Here is an 18,280-nt window from a genome sequence, read left to right on the forward strand (position 1 = left end):
GTCCCTGGCCAGCCAACCTTCGCCCTCTGGCGTACAGCCGGTCCATGGACAAAGATCACTGCTGTTTGGACACAACGTGAAGCAGAACGAAGAACGGGAGGAAGGCCGGCCGATGTACCACACATGGATGCGCTTCTTCACTCCCAGCCCGCTCCACCACCGGCTGGGCCTGGTCTGTCTCGGCGTGGGCCTCCAGCACGGCGCCCTCCCGCCGGTCGGCCCGCGCACCCTGGACCACCACGTGGCAGTGATAGTCAACTCGGGCAGCGGCTGGTTCATCGGCCCGGACGGCAGACGGGTACCCGTCACCGCGCCCAGCCTCATCTGGCTCACCCCCGGCACACCGCACCACTACGGGGCCGACCCGGCCACCGGCTGGGACGAGAGCTTCGTCGACTTCACAGGCCCCGCCACGACGACGTACACCGAACTCGGCTGCATCGAACCCGACCGCCCCCTCGTCCCGCTCTCCGACACGGCAGGACCCCGCGCCGCCGTCAGCCGCATCGTGCGCGCCGCCCGCCGCGGCAACCCGCTCCTCGAAGTGGAGACGGGGGCCGCCGTCCACGAACTCCTCGTGTCCCTGCGCCGGGCCCGCGCCGACCTCGGCCCCGACGGCGACCCGGTGCTCCAGGCCCTGGCCCGCGACGCGTTCCAGCCGCTGTCCGTCGCCGAACACGCCGCCCGCCACGGCATGACACCCGCCGAACTCCGCTCGGCGGTACGGCGGGGCGCCGGATGCAGCCCCAAGGACTACCTGCTGGGCATCCGGCTCGGCCGCGCCAAGGAACTCCTCGCCGCGACGGACCTCCCCGTCGCCGCGGTCGCCCGCCGCGTGGGGTACGACGACCCCGCGTACTTCTCCCGGCTGTTCGCCCGCCGCGTCGGCACAGCCCCGGTCCGCTTCCGCGAACAGCAGGGGCGCAGCGTCCCGGGCGGCTGGAGCGACCGCATACCCGACCCGGAACACCCGCCGACGATCACCGGCTGAGGTCCGTCGTTTAAGCTCGCTGACCATGACCACGAGCGACATCGACGAGTCCGTACGCGCCGAACTGAACCGGCTGCGCGAGAGCATCGACAACATCGACGCCGCCGTCGTCCATATGCTCGCCGAACGCTTCAAGTGCACCCAGCAGGTCGGCCACCTCAAGGCCGAACACCACCTCCCGCCCGCCGACCCCGCCCGCGAGGGACGACAGATCGCCCGGCTGCGACAGCTCGCCGAAAGCGCGAAACTGGACCCGGCGTTCGCCGAGAAACTGCTGAACTTCGTCGTGGCGGAGGTCATCCGCCACCACGAGCGCATCGCCGAGGAATCGGCGCACGGCGAAACCGCCTAGGAGCTGTCCGGCCGATCACGTGACCGGCCGGCCGGACAGCTGCAGTTCAGCAATAGTCGTCCTCGTCGAGGTCGACTACCCGTGCCTCGACCGGCGACCTGCCTCGCGGCAGGAAAACAGCCGTCGGCTCACCAGCGCTCGAACGCGGTGAAGGCGTGATCGCCGGCCGCCCCGACGACGATGATCCGCCCGTCGTGCTCGAAGAAGTAGCCGGTGGGCGCTTCCTCGCGGAAATGACGCTCGTCGAGCTCCTCGCCGTCGCCGGCGTCGTACACGAGCAGCTCGGTGATGGCGCTGGCCTGGGTCGACCACTCACACAGCACGGTGATCCGGTCGCCCCGCACGGCCAGCCCGGCGGCGGGCTCGTCCAGCTCTTCGTTCCACACCTCCGCGCCGGTCTTCAGGTCGAAGGCGATCAGCCGGTAGTGCCGTCCCTTGGAATAGGTCCACGCCAGCGCGTACATCCGCTCGCCGATGACCTCCGCCGCGTCGATCTGGCCGTAGGCGCCGCTCAACTCGATGCCCGGCCGGGTACGTCCGTCCCGGTCGAAGGGGACGAACGTGCCCGTCTCCTCGCCCGAGTTACCGTTTGAGGACCGCACGACCTTCAGCACCAAGGGGTCGGCCGACTCGATGAACACGGTGGAGTCCGTCGATACGGGGCGGCGGGCGTCGATGGGAACGTTCCAGTTCAGGGCGCCATTCCCGCGATCGAAGGCCGCCGCCATCATCTCGATGTCCCCGCCGCCGTCGGAGCCCGGGTCGTCCGTGTCCTCCCCGCCGCAGGCCAGGACGGCGTGGACCTGTTCCTCGCCCACGACCGTGTCCCACACCCCGCACGTGCCGGGAACGGCTGCCGTCCAACGGGTCTTGCCTGTACGGAGGTCGAGGGCGCGCAGGGAACGGTTGCCGCCGGGCTTCCGTATCTCCTGCTCGGTCCGTTCGTGCTGGATCAACGCCAGGCCACCCCCCGCCTCCAGGAATCCGTCCCCGGGGAACCGGCCGTCCGAGACGGTCCGCGGGAGGCTCCACAGTTCCCGCCCGTCCTTCGTGTCGAAGGCGACGACGGTCGAGCAGCCCTTGCCCTTGCCAGGCGGGGCGGGCTCGCCGCTCCCGCCACTGGTGGCTTTGCCCTCCATGCCGTACGCGACCAGGAGTACCCCCTCGCCCGCACGAGGCGCGCTCCCGCAGATCTGGGCGCGGCCGGGCGGTACGAACTCCCAGAGCTTCTTCCCGTCCTGACCGTCGGCGATGCCGAAGCCGGTCACCGCATCGAACCGGCTGCGGACGGCGACGTCCCCGACAACCCAACTGTCGTTGGGCTTGCCATCGCTGGGCCGGTCTTTCGCGGTGGCCCAGGTCCGCACCATGGCGTCGCCCGGCAGATAGCCCTCAAACGACAGGAACCAGGCGGTGATGGACCCGATCACCCCCAGCACGAGCCCGATCCCCGCCAGCGCCTTGATGAGCCCTGATCTGCCTGACATCACGCGTTCCCCCTGCCGTGCATGGCACATTCCCCTGCGAGCGGCGTTCCGGAGACCCGCCCGACACGTTGATCTTCGAACGACGGTCAGGCTAAGGGCAGGGCCTCCCAGCCGTCCATGCCGATCCGGCGCCGGTGGAGGACATGCCGGCCGAGGGCGAGCTGCGAACGCCGTCGGTGGCGCGGCAGTCAGCGGGACGGGCCCCTCCGACGTCCGGCGGGTGGGCAGATTGGAAGACGGTCTATGTACGCCACCGCCTGTGGTCGGCCGACGGAACCTGGGAACGCCTGCTGTCCTAGCCCCCCGGACCGCCATCCGCCCTGCGAGAACCCGGCTGCGCACCCTCGTACGCGTACGGCAGCATGGGCCCATGTCCGTACTGACGCGCAACGAAGCGCAGACCCGAGCCCAGCTCCTCGACGTACACCGGTACACGATCGACCTCGATCTCACCGCGGGCGAGGAGACCTTCGGCTCCCGCACCGTCATCCACTTCACCGCCCACGCGGCCGGAGACACGTTCGTCGAGCTCAAGCCCGCCACCCTGCGCTCCGTCACGCTTGACGGGCAGCCCCTCGACCCGGACCTCCTTGTCGGGAACCGCTACCCCCTCACGGCACTCACCGAGGGCCCGCACGAACTGCGCGCCGACGCCGCCATGCGCTACTCCCGCACCGGCGAAGGCATGCACCGCTTCACCGACCCGACCGACGGCGAGACGTACGTCTACACCCAGATGTTCATGGACGACGTCCAGCGCGTCTTCGCCGCGTTCGACCAGCCCGACCTCAAGTCCGTCTTCGAGATCACCGTCACCGCCCCCGACGGCTGGACCGTCCTCGGCAACGGCATCGCCGAACACACCGGCAACGGCCGCTGGACCATCGCACCCACCCCCCTCATCTCCACCTACCTCGTCGCCGTGGCCGCGGGCCCCTGGTACTCGGTGACCACCGAACACGCCGGACTGCCCTTCGGTATCCACTGCCGCCGCTCCCTCGCCCCCCACCTCGACGCCGACGCCGACGAGATCCTCGGCATCACGCGCGCCTGCTTCGACCGGTACCACGAGAAGTTCGACGAGCCCTACCCCTTCGACTCCTACGACCAGGCATTCGTCCCCGAGTTCAACGCGGGCGCCATGGAGAACCCCGGGCTCGTCACCTTCCGCGACGAATTCGTCTACCGCTCCGCCGTCACCGACACCGAACGCCAGACCCGCGCCATGGTCATCTCCCACGAGATGGCCCACATGTGGTTCGGCGACCTCGTCACCCTCTCCTGGTGGGACGACATCTGGCTCAACGAGTCCTTCGCCGAGTACATGGGCTACCAGACCCTCACCGAAGCCACCCGCTTCACCGACACCTGGGTCGAATTCGGTGTCGCCCGCAAGGGCTGGGGCTCCGACGCGGACCAGCGCCCCTCCACCCACCCCGTCGCCCCCGACCCCGACGCCGTCCCCGACACCGCGTCCGCCCTCCTCAACTTCGACGGCATCAGCTACGCCAAGGGCGCCTCCGCCCTGCGCCAACTCGTCGCCTGGCTCGGCGAGAAGGACTTCCTGGCCGGCATCAACACCCACTTCGCCCGCCACAAGTTCGCCAACGCCACCCTCGCCGACTTCATCGACAACCTCGCATCCGCCACCGAACGCGACGTCCACGCCTGGGCCGAACAGTGGCTGCGCACCACCGGCATCGACACCCTCACCGCCCGCGTCGCCGAGAGCGACGGCCAGTGGTCCGTCACCGTCGACCGCGACGGCAGCCGCCCCCACCGCATCACCGTCGGCGCCTACGAACACTCCCTCGACACCCAGTCCGGACCCGACCGGCTCGTCCTGCGCGACCGCTTCGAACTCGACGTACCCCAGGGCGAGACCGCCACCACCCGGCCCGGCCGCCGCCCCGCACTCCTCGTCCTCAACGACGGCGACCTGACCTACGCCAAGGTCCGCCTCGACCCCCAGTCCTGGGACACCGTCGTACGGTCCCTCTCCGGCATCCCCGACGCGCTCACCCGCGCCCTCGTCTGGAACACCGCACGCGACATGGTCCGCGACGGCGAACTCGCTCCCGCCGCCTACCTCGCCGCCGCCCGCACCCACCTCCCGCACGAGTCCGACCTCGCCGTCGTCCAGGGCGTCCTCTCCTTCGCGTCCCTCCACATCGCCGACCGCTACCTGGCCCCCGAGGACCGCCCGACCGCCCTGGCCACCCTCACCGCCATCTGCCGTGACCTGATCCGGCGCACCGAGGACGGCTCCGCACCCGGCCTGCGCCTCATCGCCGTACGCCACTTCATCGACGCCGCCACCCAGCCCGACGGCATCCAGGACTGGCTCGCCGGCGGCACCGTCCCCGGCGGACCCGAGCTCGACCCCGAACTCCGCTGGCGCATCCTCACCCGCCTCGCCGTCCTCGGCGCCACCGACGAAAGCGCCATCGACGCCGAACTCGCCCAGGACCCCAGCGCCACCGGACAGGAAGGCGCCGCCCGCTGCCGGGCCGCCCTCCCCACCCCCGGAGCCAAGGCCGCCGCCTGGCAGGCCATGTTCGCCGACGACTCCCTTTCCAACTACCTCTTCACCGCCACCGCCCAGGGTTTCTGGCAGCCCGAACAGGACGACCTCGTACGGGAGTACGTACCCCGCTACTACCCCGACGCGACCGCACTCGCCGTCCGCCGCGGCCCCGCCATCGCCGAAGCAGCGGGCCGCTACGCCTTCCCCGCCACCCGTGTCGACACCGAAAGCCTCGCCCTCGGCACCCGGGCCCTCGACGACCAGGCCCTCATCCCGGCGCTGCGCCGCAAACTCGCCGACCAGCTCGACGACCTCCGCCGCGCCCTCACCGTCCGCGGCGCCCACTGACCCCAGGCCGCCGGTACTCCCCGCAGGCCCCCACGCGACACCCGTGCCCGGCCGCCCTCCCCAAGGGCGACCGGGCACACCCATAGCAGGCGAACCCCCGGCAAACAGACCCCACCGACGACCAGTACCCCTTTAGAGTTCAGATCGTTGTGCTCTTCGGCCGCGCCGACCGAAACCTGGACAAGCTGGCATGTCCACCCCCGCGCACCCGAAGGGCCACATCACCCATGCCCACCCCACCCCTCGCCGGAGGCACCGCGGGCCCCGCCGCCCTGCGCCCGCTCCTCGAAACGGTGCTCAGCGCCCTGGAGCACGGCGCCAACCAGCGCGGCGGGCCGCTCCCCGCGGGCGGGCCCGACACCACCACCTCCCGGATGCGCACCGTCGGCCACCCCCTCATCCCCGACACGGGAACCGGCCCCGAACACGCCCTGCGCACCCTCGTCACCGCACTCGCCGAAGGCGCCGCCGACCCGGCACACCCGCACTGCGCGGCCCACCTCCACACCCCACCGCTCGCACTCGCCGCCGCCGCCGACCTCGCCGCCTCCGTGCTCAACCCCTCCATGGACTCCTGGGACCAGGCCCCCGCCGCCTCCGCCCTCGAAGCCGACCTCACCGCCGTACTCGCCGCCGAGATCTACCCACGGGCCACCACACCCGACGCCGTCATCACCACCGGCGGCACCGAAGCCAACCAACTCGCCCTGCTCCTCGCCCGCGAACGCCACGGCCCCGTACAGACCGTCCACGGAGCCAACGCCCACCACAGCATCACCCGCGCCACCTGGCTCCTCGGGCTCCCCGCACCCGTCGTCGTCCCCACCCCCACAGGCGTCATCGACCCCGCCGCACTCGACGAAACCCTCAGCCGCCTCCACCGCCCCCTCCTCGTCACCGCCACCGCCGGCACCACCGACACCGGACAGATCGACCCCCTCGACACCATCGCCGACCTCTGCGCCGCCCACGGCGCCGAACTCCACATCGACGCCGCCTACGGCGGCCCACTCCTCTTCAGCCCCACCCACCGGAACACACTCCACGGCCTCGACCGCGCCCACAGCGTCACCTTCGACCTGCACAAACTCGGCTGGCAGCCCGCACCCGCCTCACTCCTCGCCGTCCCCGACCACCACGACCTCGACGCCCTCCACCACCGCGCGCCCTACCTCAACGCCGACGACGACACCGAAGCAGGCATCCCCGACCTCCTCGGCCGCTCCCTGCGCACCACCCGCAGACCCGACGCCCTGAAGATCGCCGCCACCCTCCAGGCACTCGGCCGCACCGGACTCGCCGACCTCGTCGACCGCACCCTCACCACCGCCCAGCAACTCGCCGACCTCATCACCAAACACCCCGCCCTCGACCTCTACGACCGCCCCACCATCAGCACCGTCCTCTTCCGCCCCACCGGCGCCCCCGACCACACCATCGCCCTCATCCGCCGCACCCTCCTCAACCGCGGCCACGCCGTACTCGGCCGCGCCGAAGCCCACGGCCGCCGCTGGCTCAAGGCAACCCTTCTCAATCCCCACACCACCCCGGACGACCTCCACACCCTCATCGACCTCGTCACCACCGTCGCAGACGGCCTCGCGGAAGGCAGCACACCCCGATGACCGACCGGCCCGCCCCCGAACCCGACCAGCCACACGACCTCGTCGGCATCGGCATCGGCCCCTTCAACCTCTCCCTCGCCGCCCTCGCCCACGGCGTACCCGGCGCCCCCGGCCACCCCCAGCCACTCACCGCCACGTTCTACGAACAACGCCCCGCCTTCCACTGGCACCCCGGCCTCCTCATCGACGGCGCCAGCCTCCAAGTGCCTTTCCTCGCCGACCTCGTCACCCTCGCCGACCCCGCCAGCCCCTGGTCATTCCTCAACTACCTGCGCAGCCGCGACCGACTCTTCCCCTTCTACTTCGCCGAGCGCTTCCACATCCAGCGCGCCGAATACGACGCCTACTGCCGCTGGGTCAGCGGCCAACTCCCCGGACTCCACTTCGGCCACCAGGTCGACGCCGTCCGCTGGAACACCGAACGCGCCCTCTTCGAGGTCGACTTCACCCAACTCGACCCCGACGGCGAAGCCGAAGCACTCGGCCGCGCCTACACCCGGCACGTCGCCATCGGCGTCGGCACCGAACCCTTCGTCCCCGAACCCCTCAAACCCCTCGCCGAAGCCGACTCCGTCCCCGTCATCCACTCCGCGGACTACCTCGCCCACCGCGAACGCCTCCTCAAAGCCGAACACATCACCGTCATCGGCTCCGGCCAGTCCGGCGCGGAAATCTTCCTCGACCTCCTCCGCGCCCGCCCCGCCGGAGCCGAAAAGATCCACTGGCTCGCCCGCACCGCCGCCTTCGCTCCTATGGAGTACTCGAAACTCGGCCTCGAACACTTCACCCCCGACTACAGCCGCTACTTCCACGCCCTCCCCGAATCCGTACGCGACGAACTCGTCCCCCACCAATGGCAGCTCCACAAAGGCATCGACGCCGACACCATCGCCGCCATCCACGACGAGCTCTACCGACGCACCCTCCACGGCGGCTGGCCCGACGCCACCCTCACCCCCGGCGTCTCCGTACGCACCGCCGGCCGCGTCGCCACCACCCGCGTCGAACTCCACCTCGAACACACCCAGCAAGGCACCCGCTCCCGGCTCACCACCGACGCCGTCATCCTCGCCACCGGCTACCGCGAACGCCCCCTCGACGGCCTCCTCACCGGCCTCGACCCCTACATGCGCCGCGACGCCTCCGCACGCCCCCGCATCGACGACCACTTCCGCCTCGTCCTCGACCCCACCGTCACCGGCCACGTCTACGTACAGAACGCCGAACGCCACACCCACGGAGTCGGCGCCCCCGACCTCGGCCTCGCCGCCTGGCGCAGCGCCACCATCCTCAACAACCTCACCGGCACCGACCCCTACCCCCTCCCCGACCGCACCGCCTTCACCACCTTCGGCCTCACCCCCGCCCACCAGCCCACCATCCCCGCCCAGGGCCCCGCCCTCATCCCCCTCGTCCAGGGCAACTGACCCCGGACCGTCCAGGGCAACTGACCCCGGCCCCCTCCAGGACAACCGAGCCCGGACACACGAAAGCGGCCGTCCCCGACACACCGAGAACGGCCGCTCACCGCTACCACCCACCGCCTAGAACACCGGCGAACCATCCCGCGTCAGCCGCCAGCCCACCGACGCGAACTCCGCCGGATCGACCGACCCCTTTGCCTTCACCCAATTGATGATCGTGTTCCGGATCTCGTCCGAATCGGCCCACAACTGCTTCGCGCCCGGCACATGCGGGAAATTGCCGCCACCACTCGCCCGGTAGTTGTTCACCGCGAACACGAACTGCGCCGCCGGATCGACCGCCTCGCCCCCGAACGTCAGATTCACGATCCGCGAACCCACCGGCTTCGCGATGTCGATGTCGTACACCACCCCCGACACCGCGTCGTAGTTGTAGTCCGGAATGCCCTCGGCATTCGTCAGCTTCGACGTATCCACCGGAACACCCGCAGCCGTCCGCACGTAGTACCGCGCCGAATACTCCAGGTAATCCTTCAGCTGCGCACCCGTCAGCAGCCGCGCCTCAAGCGTGTTCTCGAACGGATACAGCCCCGCCGCGTCCTTGATCGTCACCTCGCCCGCCGGAATACCCGCCGTACGCGAGAAACACGACGCCTGCGACAACACCGGCAGCGCCGCGTACGCACCACCCGCCAGCCCCGCCAGCCCCGCCTTCACCGTCTCCGCCTGCACCTGATTGATCAGATCGATGATCGGCTCGTCCTTCCACGGCGCCTGCGCCGTCGACATCGCCACCACCGACGTACCGATGACCTGATTCACATAGGCCACCACCTTCGTGTGCTCGTCACCGAGCAACGACGTGATCTTCGGGTCCTCGGCCACCGTGTTGGAGTTCAGCACCTCGGCGCCGACCTTCTCGACCGTCCAACGGCCCTTCTCCCACACCAGGTCGAAGTCGAACAGGGTCAGCCGCTGCCCCCACTTCAACGGCTCCGACAGCACGACCTGCTTCCCGGTCTCCTTGTTCGTCACGAAGTACTCGGGAATCTCCGAGTGCGCGTGCCCCACCAGAATCGCGTCGATACCCGGGACCTGCTCCGCCACCAGACCGGCCGCATTCTCGATGTACGGCAACTGATCCCCGTACGACGACGTACCGCTCGAACCCGAATGCGCCGACACGATCACCACGTCCGCGCCCATCGACCGCAGCTTGGGAACCCAGTGCGCCGCCTGCTCCTCAAGACCCGGGAACACAATCTTCCCGCCCACATTGGCCTTGTCCCAGATCGCGATACCGGGATTCGTCAGCCCCAGCACCGCCACCCGCACATCACGCCCGTGCGGGGTACGAAGCCGCTTGATCACATACGGGGCAAACGCCGGCCGCAACGTCTTCGCGTCCAGCGCGTTCGCACCCAGCAGCGGGAAATCACACTGCTCCTCGAACTTCCGCAGAACCGGTATCCCATAGTTGAACTCGTGGTTGCCGAGCGCCGCCGCGTCATAACCGATCGCGTTCATCGCCTGCGCCATCGGATGCACCGGACCACGCTTCGCCGTGATCGGGTCGATCTTCGCGTAGTAGTACGAGAGCTGAGTGCCCTGAATCGTGTCACCCGCGTCGATCAGCAGAGTGTTGCGACGGCCCCGGTCCTCCCGGATCCGGTCCACGAGCGTGGAGATCTTCGCCAGACCGACATCGTTGTGCGCCTTGTCGTCGAACTCCTTGTCCGTGAAGTAGTCCCAGTTGAAGACATTGCCGTGCAGATCGGTCGTACCCATCACGGTGAAGGAGTACCGCTTCGCCGGACGACGCCGGTCCACCGGCTCCACCGCCCCCGCCTGCCCCGCGACAGCACCCCCCGCCATCGCCACACCCGCGCCGGCAGCAGCCGAACGGCCCAGAAACGTCCTACGGTTCAACGGCATTCTTGACTCCTCGTTCAATTGAGCAACGCGCGTAGATTCTGGCCCAGCCACCACCTCCCGCAACACCCCGCGCAGGTTTCGATCTGATGACCACCCCGCACCGACCCCCATGCCACAGTGAACACATGACCGAAGACGAGACCCCCCGCCCCTACGGAACCCCCCGGACCCCCCGCGTCACCGTCCGAGGCGAAGCCCGCATCGAAGCCGACCCCGAAACCGCCCGCATCTTCGTCACCGTCTCCGCCCGCGGCACCGACCGACGCACCGCCCTCGACGACCTCACCCGACGCAACACCCAGGCCATCACCCTCATCAAGAGCTACGGCGAAGCCATCGAGACACTTGAGACAGGCACCCTCTCCATCACCCCCGAACTCACCCGCCACGGCCGCGGCGAACGCGTCCGCGCCTACCACGGCAGCGTCCAGCTCAACGTCACCCTCGCCGACTTCACCGCCCTCGGCGAACTCACCAGCCGCCTCGCCAACCAGGAACTCACCCGTGTCGAAGGCCCCTGGTGGGCCCTGCGCCCCAACTCACCCGTCCACGGACGCGCCCGCCGCCAGGCCGTACGCGAAGCCGTCCAACGCGCCCGCGAATACGCCGAGGCCCTCGACACCGGACTCGGCGCCCTCCTCGAACTCGCCGACACCGGCACAGGCACCGGCCACCCCGCACGCGCCGGCTTCGCGGCCCGCGGCGTCCCCTACGGCGCGGCCGCACCGGAACTCGCCACCGAGCCGGAACCCATCGACCTCGAACCCGTACGCCAGACCGTCCACGCACAGGTCGAGGCATCCTTCACGATCGACCCACCCGCACTCCGATAAACGCTCATCAGAGCACCCCGGTGCACAATTCAACACTTGTCAATAACCCTTCACGCAAAGGTTGTTGAGGAGTCATGCAGAGCCAATTACCTACCCATAGGTAAGGTCTAGGCTCAAACCATGCGCCGAGCAAAAATCGTTTGTACCCTGGGACCCGCAACCGACACATACGACCAGATCAAGGCATTGGTCGAAGCCGGAATGGACATCGCCCGCTTCAACCTCAGCCACGGCACCTACGCCGACCACGAAGCGCGCTACCACCACGTACGCAAGGCATCCGACGAGACCGGCCGCAGCGTCGGCATCCTCGCCGACCTTCAAGGCCCGAAGATCCGCCTCGGACGCTTCCGCGAAGGCCCCGTACTCCTTGAACGCGGCGACGACTTCACCATCACCGTCGAACCCATGGAAGGCGACCGCCACACCTGCGGCACCACCTACGACGGCCTCGCCGCGGACGTCACCACCGGCGAACGCATCCTCGTCGACGACGGCCGCGTCACCCTCGAAGTCACCGACGTCGACGGACCCCGCGTCCACACCACCGTCATCGAAGGCGGCATGGTCTCCGACCACAAGGGACTCAACCTCCCCGGCGTCGCCGTCTCCGTCCCCGCTCTCTCCGAAAAGGACATCGACGACCTCCGCTGGGCCCTGCGCACCGGCGCCGACATCATCGCCCTCTCCTTCGTGCGCAGCGGACGCGACATCGACGACGTCCACCGCATCATGAACGAGGAGAACCGCCACCTCCCCGTCATCGCCAAAGTCGAAAAGCCCCAGGCCGTCGAGAACATCGACGGCATCGTCGCCGCCTTCGACGGCATCATGGTCGCCCGCGGCGACCTCGGCGTCGAAATGCCCCTGGAACAAGTCCCCATCGTCCAGAAGCGCGCCATCAAACTCGCCCGGCGCAACGCCAAGCCGGTCATCGTCGCCACCCAGATGCTCGACTCGATGATCGACAACTCCCGCCCCACCCGCGCCGAGGCCTCAGACGTCGCCAACGCCGTCATCGACGGCACGGACGCCGTGATGCTCTCCGGCGAGACCAGCGTCGGCAAATACCCCGTCGAAACCGTCCGCACGATGTCCCGCATCGTCGAGGCCGCCGAGGAGGACATCCTCGCCAAGGGCCTCCCGCCCCTCACCGACCGCAACAAGCCCCGCACCCAGGGCGGCGCGGTCGCCCGCGCGGCCGCCGAGATGGGCGACTTCCTCGGCGCGAAGTTCCTGGTGGCCTTCACCCAGAGCGGCGACACGGTCAAACGCCTCTCCCGCTACCGCTCCCCGATCCCCCTCCTGGCCTTCACCCCGGACCCGGCCACCCGCTCCCAGCTCAACCTCACCTGGGGCGTCGAGACCTTCCTCGGCCCGCACGTGGAGTCGACGGACGCGATGGTGGCCCAGGTCGACGAGGAACTGCTGCGCATCGGCCGCTGCAAGAAGGGCGACGTGGTGGTGATCACGGCGGGCTCCCCGCCCGGAGTGGCCGGCTCCACGAACCTGGTGCGGGTGCATCACATCGGCGACGACACGAAGTAGGACGCCTCAGTATTTCGGCCCGACGTGAGCATCCATGAGCGCTACGGATGCCCGTCGGGCGACGGAGATATTGCGCGAGTTGGCCTGCTTCCACTCGACGCCGAGGCGGTCCAGCGTGCCGGTGAAGAGGCCCATGATGTCGGTGGACAGATTGGTGAAGAAATAGCGCGGGTATTCGTAGCGGCGCTGCGTTCCACCGACGCGTCGGGTGGTCCAGTTGGTGATCCGGCAGCCATCGGAGTGGATCAGTCCTCGGATGAATTCCCAAGGGTGCGCAGTGACGATGTTCTGCTGCCAGGCTTCGAGAGTGATCTTACGATCGTGCTTCTTGCCGGGACCGTGCTGGGGGAAGAGGCAGGGCCAGTGCTTGCTGAAGCATGTGACGTACTGGCATCCCGGGCTTGAGATTCGGCACACCTTGTTGTCCGGCCGCACCTTCAGGATGGCTTCGGCGCAGGCGTCGATGAGGCCCGGCCATGAGTCGGCGCACGCGATACGGAGTGAGTAGACGCCCCGTCGATTGGCGCTGATGCAGCCATCTCCCAAATACAGGCCGAGTAAGTAGCTGTAAGCGGCCGGGTCTTGGGGCGGCACGGGTGCGTCGGCGCATCTGGGGCACGGAGTGGAACGGTCGATTGGTTCCACTCGGACCAGCCATGAGCGGATCGCGGCACGGGATATGCCGGTCTGCCTGCTTACCGAGTTCTGGCTGAGACCCTGATCGAGGAGGGCCAGCGTGCGTTTGCGTGTTTCGACGTCGTACACATTGCCGAGCCTGGTCGGATCTTGATGCACGGAGACGGGAACGGCACCGCAATCACACGATCACGTGAATGCTTGCCGTTTCCTTGGAACCTTCGAATCGAAGGAAAAGTGCCCCAGGTGGGATTCGAACCCACACTGTCGGCTGTTTGAGAGCCGCCTCTCTAACCAGTTGGAGTACTGGGGCCTTAGAAAGGAAGGGCAACGAGTGCCCCGCGTAGTGACACCATACCGCAGCTAGGTAGGCTCAAGGGAGCTGCATCTGCCCCGCACCGAGGAGCCCCGTGACCACCCCCGAGTCGCCCCAGCCCGTAGACGCCGTCGACGACGACAAGTCGCACGTCCCGCCGCTGACGACCCGCGTCGTCATCGCCGAGGACGAGGCCCTCATCCGCCTCGACCTCAAAGAGATGCTGGAGGAAGAGGGCTACTCGGTCGTCGGTGAGGCCGGTGACGGGCAGCAGGCCGTCGAGCTGGCCCGGGAGCACAAGCCGGACCTCGTCATCCTCGACGTGAAGATGCCCGTCCTCGACGGGATCTCCGCCGCCGAGAAGATCGCCGAGGAGTCCATCGCGCCCGTCCTGATGCTCACCGCGTTCTCGCAGCGCGACCTCGTCGAGCGGGCCCGGGACGCCGGGGCGATGGCGTACCTCGTGAAGCCGTTCAGCAAGAGCGACGTGGTGCCGGCCATCGAGATGGCGGTGTCGCGGTTCGCGGAGCTGAAGGCCCTGGAGGGCGAGGTCGCGGACCTCGCGCAGCGCCTGGAGACCCGGAAGCTGGTCGACCGTGCGAAGAGCATCCTCCAGACCGACTACGGCCTCTCCGAGCCCGCCGCGTTCCGTTGGATCCAGAAGACGTCGATGGACCGTCGGCTGTCCATGCAGCAGCTCGCCGAGGCGCTGATCGAGGACGCCGAGGAGAAGAAGAAGGCGGCCGAGTAGCCCCGTACGAACAACGGACGAAGGAGGCCCGCACCCCGGATCGATCGGGGTGCGGGCCTCCTTCACGTACGGGAGTACGCAGGTGTCAGTCCTCGCCGAGGTACGCCTTGCGGACGGACTCGTCGTGGAGCAGGTCCGCTCCGGTGCCGGAGAGGACGATCTTGCCGACCTCCATGACGTGGCCCTGGTCCGCGAGGGAGAGCGCCGCCTGGGCGTTCTGCTCGACGAGCAGGATCGTGGTGCCCGACGCCTTGAGCTCGACGATGGTCTCCATGATCTTCTGCATCATGATCGGCGAGAGACCCATGGAGGGCTCGTCGAGCATGAGCAGCTTGGGCTGGGACATGAGGGCGCGTCCCATGGCGAGCATCTGCTGCTCGCCGCCCGAGAGGGTGCCCGCGGCCTGCTTGCGGCGTTCCCCGAGGATGGGGAAGAGGTCGTAGGCGCGCTGGACGTCCTTCTCGATGCCTGCCTTGTCGTTGCGGAGGTAGGCGCCGAGGAGGAGGTTCTCGGTGATCGTCAGCCGGGGGAAGATGTGGCGTCCCTCGGGGGAGTGGGCGAGGCCCAGTGCGACGATCTTGTGTGCGGGGATGTTGGTGAGCGGCTTGCCCTCGAAGAGGATGCGGCCGCCGAGTGGCTTGAGCAGTCCGGAGAGGGTGCGCAGTGTGGTGGTCTTACCGGCGCCGTTGGTGCCGATGAGGGTGACCACCTGGCCGGCTTCGACGCTGAAGGAGATCCCCTTGACGGCTTCGATCTTGCCGTAGGCGACGCGGAGGTCCTCGACCTCGAGCAGTGCGGTCATCGGGTGTCCTCCTCCTCGGTGGGGGTGGTGTCGGTCTTGGCCGGTGCCGTCGAGGCGGCTTCCGCTGTGGTCGCCCCGGCGGCTTCCGCTTCCGCCGCTTCGACTTCGGCGACTTCTTCGGCGCCGGGGGCGCCTTCGAAGGGGGTGCCGAGGTAGGCGGCGACGACGCGTTCGTCTCCCTGGACGACGTCGGCGGTGCCCTCGACGAGCTTTTCGCCCTGGACGAGGACGGTGACGCGGTCGCAGAGGTTGAAGATGAACCGCATGTCGTGCTCGATGACGAGGATGGCGATGCCCTGGTCCCGGATGGCGAAGATGAGCTCTTCGGTGACGCGGGTTTCCTGGGGGTTCATGCCCGCGGTGGGCTCGTCCAGGAGGAGGAGTCCGGGGTCGCTGGCGAGTGCGCGCGCGATTTCCAGCTTGCGCTGGTCTCCGTAGGGGAGGTTGCGGGCGAGGTGGTCGGCCTTGTCCTGGAGGCCGATGAACTCCAGGAGTTCCATGGCGCGTTCGCGGCTGGCGTTCTCGGCCTTCTTGTAGCCGGGGAGGCGCAGCAGTGCGGACCAGAGGCCTTCTTCGGTCCTGGTGTGGCGTCCGACGAGGACGTTTTCCAGGACGGTCATGTTGGCGAAGAGCCTGATGTTCTGGAAGGTGCGGGCGATGCCTGCCTGGGTGACGAGGTGGGGCTTGGGCGGCAGGACGGTGCCCTTGTAGCTGACCTTGCCCTCGGTGGGGACGTAGAGGCCGGTGAGGCAGTTGAAGAAGGTGGTCTTGCCGGCGCCGTTGGGGCCGATGAGACCGACGATCTCGCCCGCGTTGACGGTGAGGTCGACGTTGCGTACGGCGGTGAGTCCGCCGAAGCGCATGGTGACGCCGCTGGCGTCGAGCACGGGGGTGGTCGTGGCTGTTGTCGTCATGGTGGTCACGCCCCCGCCTTCGTGGTTCCGGCGGCCGTGTCGGTGAGTGGTTCGTCCGGTGGTACGTCGAGCTGGCCGGTCTCGTGGAATTCGAGCTGCTTCCTGCGGTCGGCGACCAGGCCTTCGGGGCGGAAGCGCATCAGGAGAATGAGCGCGAGTCCGAAGAGGAACAGCTGATAGTCCTGCATGAACTGCAGCTTGGCCGGGATCAGGTAGAGCAGTGCGGCGCCGACGAGGGGTCCGCTCAGGGTTCCCATGCCGCCGAGGATGACGGCGGCGAGGAGGAACGCGGAGTTGGGCGGTACGGATCCGGCGAACTGGTACTGCTCGGGGGTGACCGTGTAGGAGACGTGCGCCTGTACGGTTCCGGCGAGTCCGGCGAGGGTGGCGCCGAGGGCGAAGGCGAGCAGCTTGAGCCGGAAGGCGTTGATGCCCATGGCGGTGGCTGCGGTCTCGTCCTCGCGGATGGCGACCCAGGCGCGGCCGATGCGGGATTCGTTGGAGCGGCGGAACACCATGACGACGACGCCGGTGAAGACGAGCATCAGCAGGTAGTAGTTGGCGGACCTGCCGAGGGTGAAGCCGCCGATGTCGTGGCTGATCCCGAAGTCGAACCCGAGAATGTTGAGGTCGGGGATGCTGGGGATGCCCTGGGAGCCGTTGGTGAGGTCCGGGCCGCTGACGCCGTTGAGGGCGTTGACGGTGAGCCGGAAGATCTCTCCGAATCCGAGGGTGACGATGGCGAGGTAGTCGCCGCGCAGCCGGAGGGTCGGGGCGCCGATGACGACGCCGAAGACGAGTGAGGCTGCGGCGCCGGTGAGGACGGCGGCCCAGAAGGGGAACTGGACGCCGATGGGTGACAGCGGGGAGCCGGAGACCAGGGCGGCGGCGTAGGCGCCGACGCCGAGGAAGGCGACGTATCCGAGGTCGAGGAGGCCGGCGAGGCCGACGACGACGTTCAGGCCGAGTGCGACGGTCGCGAAGATGAGGATGTTCGCGCCGATGAGGGCGTATTCCTCGTTCTGCTGGGTGAAGGGGAAGCAGAACGCCGCGACGAGTGCGGCGGCCAGGGTGACGTTGCGGTGCTTGGTGGTGAGTGCGGTGACGCGGGCGATGAGTCCGGCGCGGCTGACGGCGGTGAAGCCGAAGGCGACGGTGATCATGAAGCCGATGAAGAGTTCGGCGTATTCGGTGTCGATGCCGTACGTGAAGACGTGCAGCCCGATGCCGAATGCTCCGGCGATGATCAGGATCTCGGCCCAGGCGGGAAGGTCCTTGGCGCGGCCCGGGGCGGGTGCGCGGAGGCTGTCGCGGAAGCGTTCCCAGGCGTTCGGCGAGCTGTCCTTGTCGAGGGGCAGGTCGCCGGGGAGTCCGAGCGAGGCGATGACGGCGACGAGTGCGCCGACGCCGCTGACCCAGGCTCCGGGTTCGAGGTTGACGATGCCGCCGAGTTTTACGGTGATGGCGCCGATGGAGTAGCCGACGACGCCGAGGGTGCCGAGGGCGAGGAGACGGGTGGGGCTGTTGGTGCCGCCGGGGGTGAGCCAGCGCAGTCCCTTGATGCCGTATCCGGAGAGCGCGAAGAGCAGGGTGAGCGCCGCGCCGATGAGGGCGAGGACCTGGAGGCCGCCGGGGTAGCCGGTGACGGTGAGGTCGCCGGGGAATTCGTCGGTCCAGGTCCAGGCGAGGAAGGTGCCGACGAGGGCGATGGCCGCGCCCGCCGTGGTGGCGATGCGGGCGGCTGCGGTGGGCAGGGCGAGGAAGGCCGGGGCGTTCTGGGTGGTCATCGGT

Annotated in this window: 14 protein-coding genes and 1 tRNA gene; 8 read left to right on the forward strand and 7 right to left on the reverse strand. The window is 68.8% G+C overall.

The window, feature by feature from the left end; genetic code table 11:
- Positions 1-112: 112 nt before the first annotated feature.
- Entirely contained in the window at positions 113-991 is an 879-nt protein-coding gene (locus AC07FA_RS04670; protein ID WP_479073440.1) for a helix-turn-helix domain-containing protein, read from the forward strand.
- 25 nt (positions 992-1,016) lie between these two features.
- A complete protein-coding gene (locus AC07FA_RS04675) occupies positions 1,017-1,343 on the forward strand; it encodes a chorismate mutase (RefSeq protein ID WP_479073207.1) in 327 nt (108 codons plus the stop codon).
- 128 nt (positions 1,344-1,471) lie between these two features.
- Here the strand turns inward: AC07FA_RS04675 and AC07FA_RS04680 are convergent, their stop codons facing one another.
- Entirely contained in the window at positions 1,472-2,830 is a 1,359-nt protein-coding gene (locus AC07FA_RS04680) for an outer membrane protein assembly factor BamB family protein (RefSeq protein ID WP_479073208.1), read from the reverse strand.
- Positions 2,831-3,200: 370 nt separating this feature from the next.
- Between AC07FA_RS04680 and pepN the strand changes: the two genes are divergently transcribed.
- From pepN to AC07FA_RS04695, 3 genes are all read left to right on the forward strand, one after another.
- Positions 3,201-5,705, forward strand: coding sequence for an aminopeptidase N (pepN, locus tag AC07FA_RS04685; RefSeq protein ID WP_479073209.1), 2,505 nt, complete (start codon positions 3,201-3,203; stop codon positions 5,703-5,705).
- Between the two features lie 227 nt (positions 5,706-5,932).
- On the forward strand, positions 5,933-7,330 hold the full coding sequence (locus AC07FA_RS04690) for a pyridoxal phosphate-dependent decarboxylase family protein (protein ID WP_479073210.1): 1,398 nt from the start codon (positions 5,933-5,935) through the stop codon (positions 7,328-7,330).
- The gene (locus AC07FA_RS04695) at positions 7,327-8,757 is read left to right on the forward strand and encodes a lysine N(6)-hydroxylase/L-ornithine N(5)-oxygenase family protein (RefSeq protein ID WP_479073211.1); all 1,431 of its coding nucleotides are present in this window, start codon (positions 7,327-7,329) and stop codon (positions 8,755-8,757) included. The genes AC07FA_RS04690 and AC07FA_RS04695 overlap by 4 nt, the downstream gene beginning before the upstream one ends.
- A 117-nt stretch (positions 8,758-8,874) precedes the next feature.
- Here the strand turns inward: AC07FA_RS04695 and AC07FA_RS04700 are convergent, their stop codons facing one another.
- Entirely contained in the window at positions 8,875-10,689 is a 1,815-nt protein-coding gene (locus AC07FA_RS04700) for a bifunctional metallophosphatase/5'-nucleotidase (protein WP_479073441.1), read from the reverse strand.
- A 125-nt stretch (positions 10,690-10,814) separates the two neighbouring features.
- Between AC07FA_RS04700 and AC07FA_RS04705 the strand changes: the two genes are divergently transcribed.
- Both AC07FA_RS04705 and pyk read left to right on the forward strand, forming a co-directional pair.
- On the forward strand, positions 10,815-11,522 hold the full coding sequence (locus AC07FA_RS04705; protein WP_479073212.1) for an SIMPL domain-containing protein: 708 nt from the start codon (positions 10,815-10,817) through the stop codon (positions 11,520-11,522).
- A 120-nt stretch (positions 11,523-11,642) separates the two neighbouring features.
- Complete coding sequence (gene pyk, locus AC07FA_RS04710) at positions 11,643-13,070, forward strand: pyruvate kinase (protein ID WP_479073213.1); 1,428 nt, start codon at positions 11,643-11,645, stop codon at positions 13,068-13,070.
- A 6-nt stretch (positions 13,071-13,076) separates the two neighbouring features.
- Here pyk and AC07FA_RS04715 read toward each other — a convergent pair whose 3' ends face one another.
- Both AC07FA_RS04715 and AC07FA_RS04720 read right to left on the reverse strand, forming a co-directional pair.
- Entirely contained in the window at positions 13,077-13,835 is a 759-nt protein-coding gene (locus AC07FA_RS04715) for a transcriptional regulator (protein ID WP_479073214.1), read from the reverse strand.
- Between the two features lie 109 nt (positions 13,836-13,944).
- Positions 13,945-14,019: transfer RNA gene (locus AC07FA_RS04720), tRNA-Leu, on the reverse strand.
- Positions 14,020-14,116: 97 nt separating this feature from the next.
- On the opposite strand from AC07FA_RS04720, the gene AC07FA_RS04725 reads away from it, so the two are divergent.
- The gene (locus AC07FA_RS04725; RefSeq protein WP_479073215.1) at positions 14,117-14,773 is read left to right on the forward strand and encodes an ANTAR domain-containing response regulator; all 657 of its coding nucleotides are present in this window, start codon (positions 14,117-14,119) and stop codon (positions 14,771-14,773) included.
- Positions 14,774-14,858: 85 nt separating this feature from the next.
- Here AC07FA_RS04725 and AC07FA_RS04730 read toward each other — a convergent pair whose 3' ends face one another.
- From AC07FA_RS04730 to AC07FA_RS04740, 3 genes are read right to left on the reverse strand one after another with little or no spacing between them, the layout of a single operon-like run.
- Positions 14,859-15,575 carry an ABC transporter ATP-binding protein gene (locus AC07FA_RS04730; protein WP_479073216.1) on the reverse strand — a complete coding sequence of 239 codons (717 nt, stop codon included), beginning with the start codon at positions 15,573-15,575 and terminating at the stop codon, positions 14,859-14,861.
- Entirely contained in the window at positions 15,572-16,498 is a 927-nt protein-coding gene (locus tag AC07FA_RS04735; protein WP_479073217.1) for an ABC transporter ATP-binding protein, read from the reverse strand. The genes AC07FA_RS04730 and AC07FA_RS04735 overlap by 4 nt, the downstream gene beginning before the upstream one ends.
- Entirely contained in the window at positions 16,495-18,276 is a 1,782-nt protein-coding gene (locus tag AC07FA_RS04740; RefSeq protein WP_479073218.1) for a branched-chain amino acid ABC transporter permease, read from the reverse strand. Before AC07FA_RS04740 ends, AC07FA_RS04735 begins: the two co-directional genes overlap by 4 nt.
- Positions 18,277-18,280: the final 4 nt, after the last annotated feature.

It is taken from the genome of Streptomyces sp. NPDC045968, from assembly GCF_056430475.1.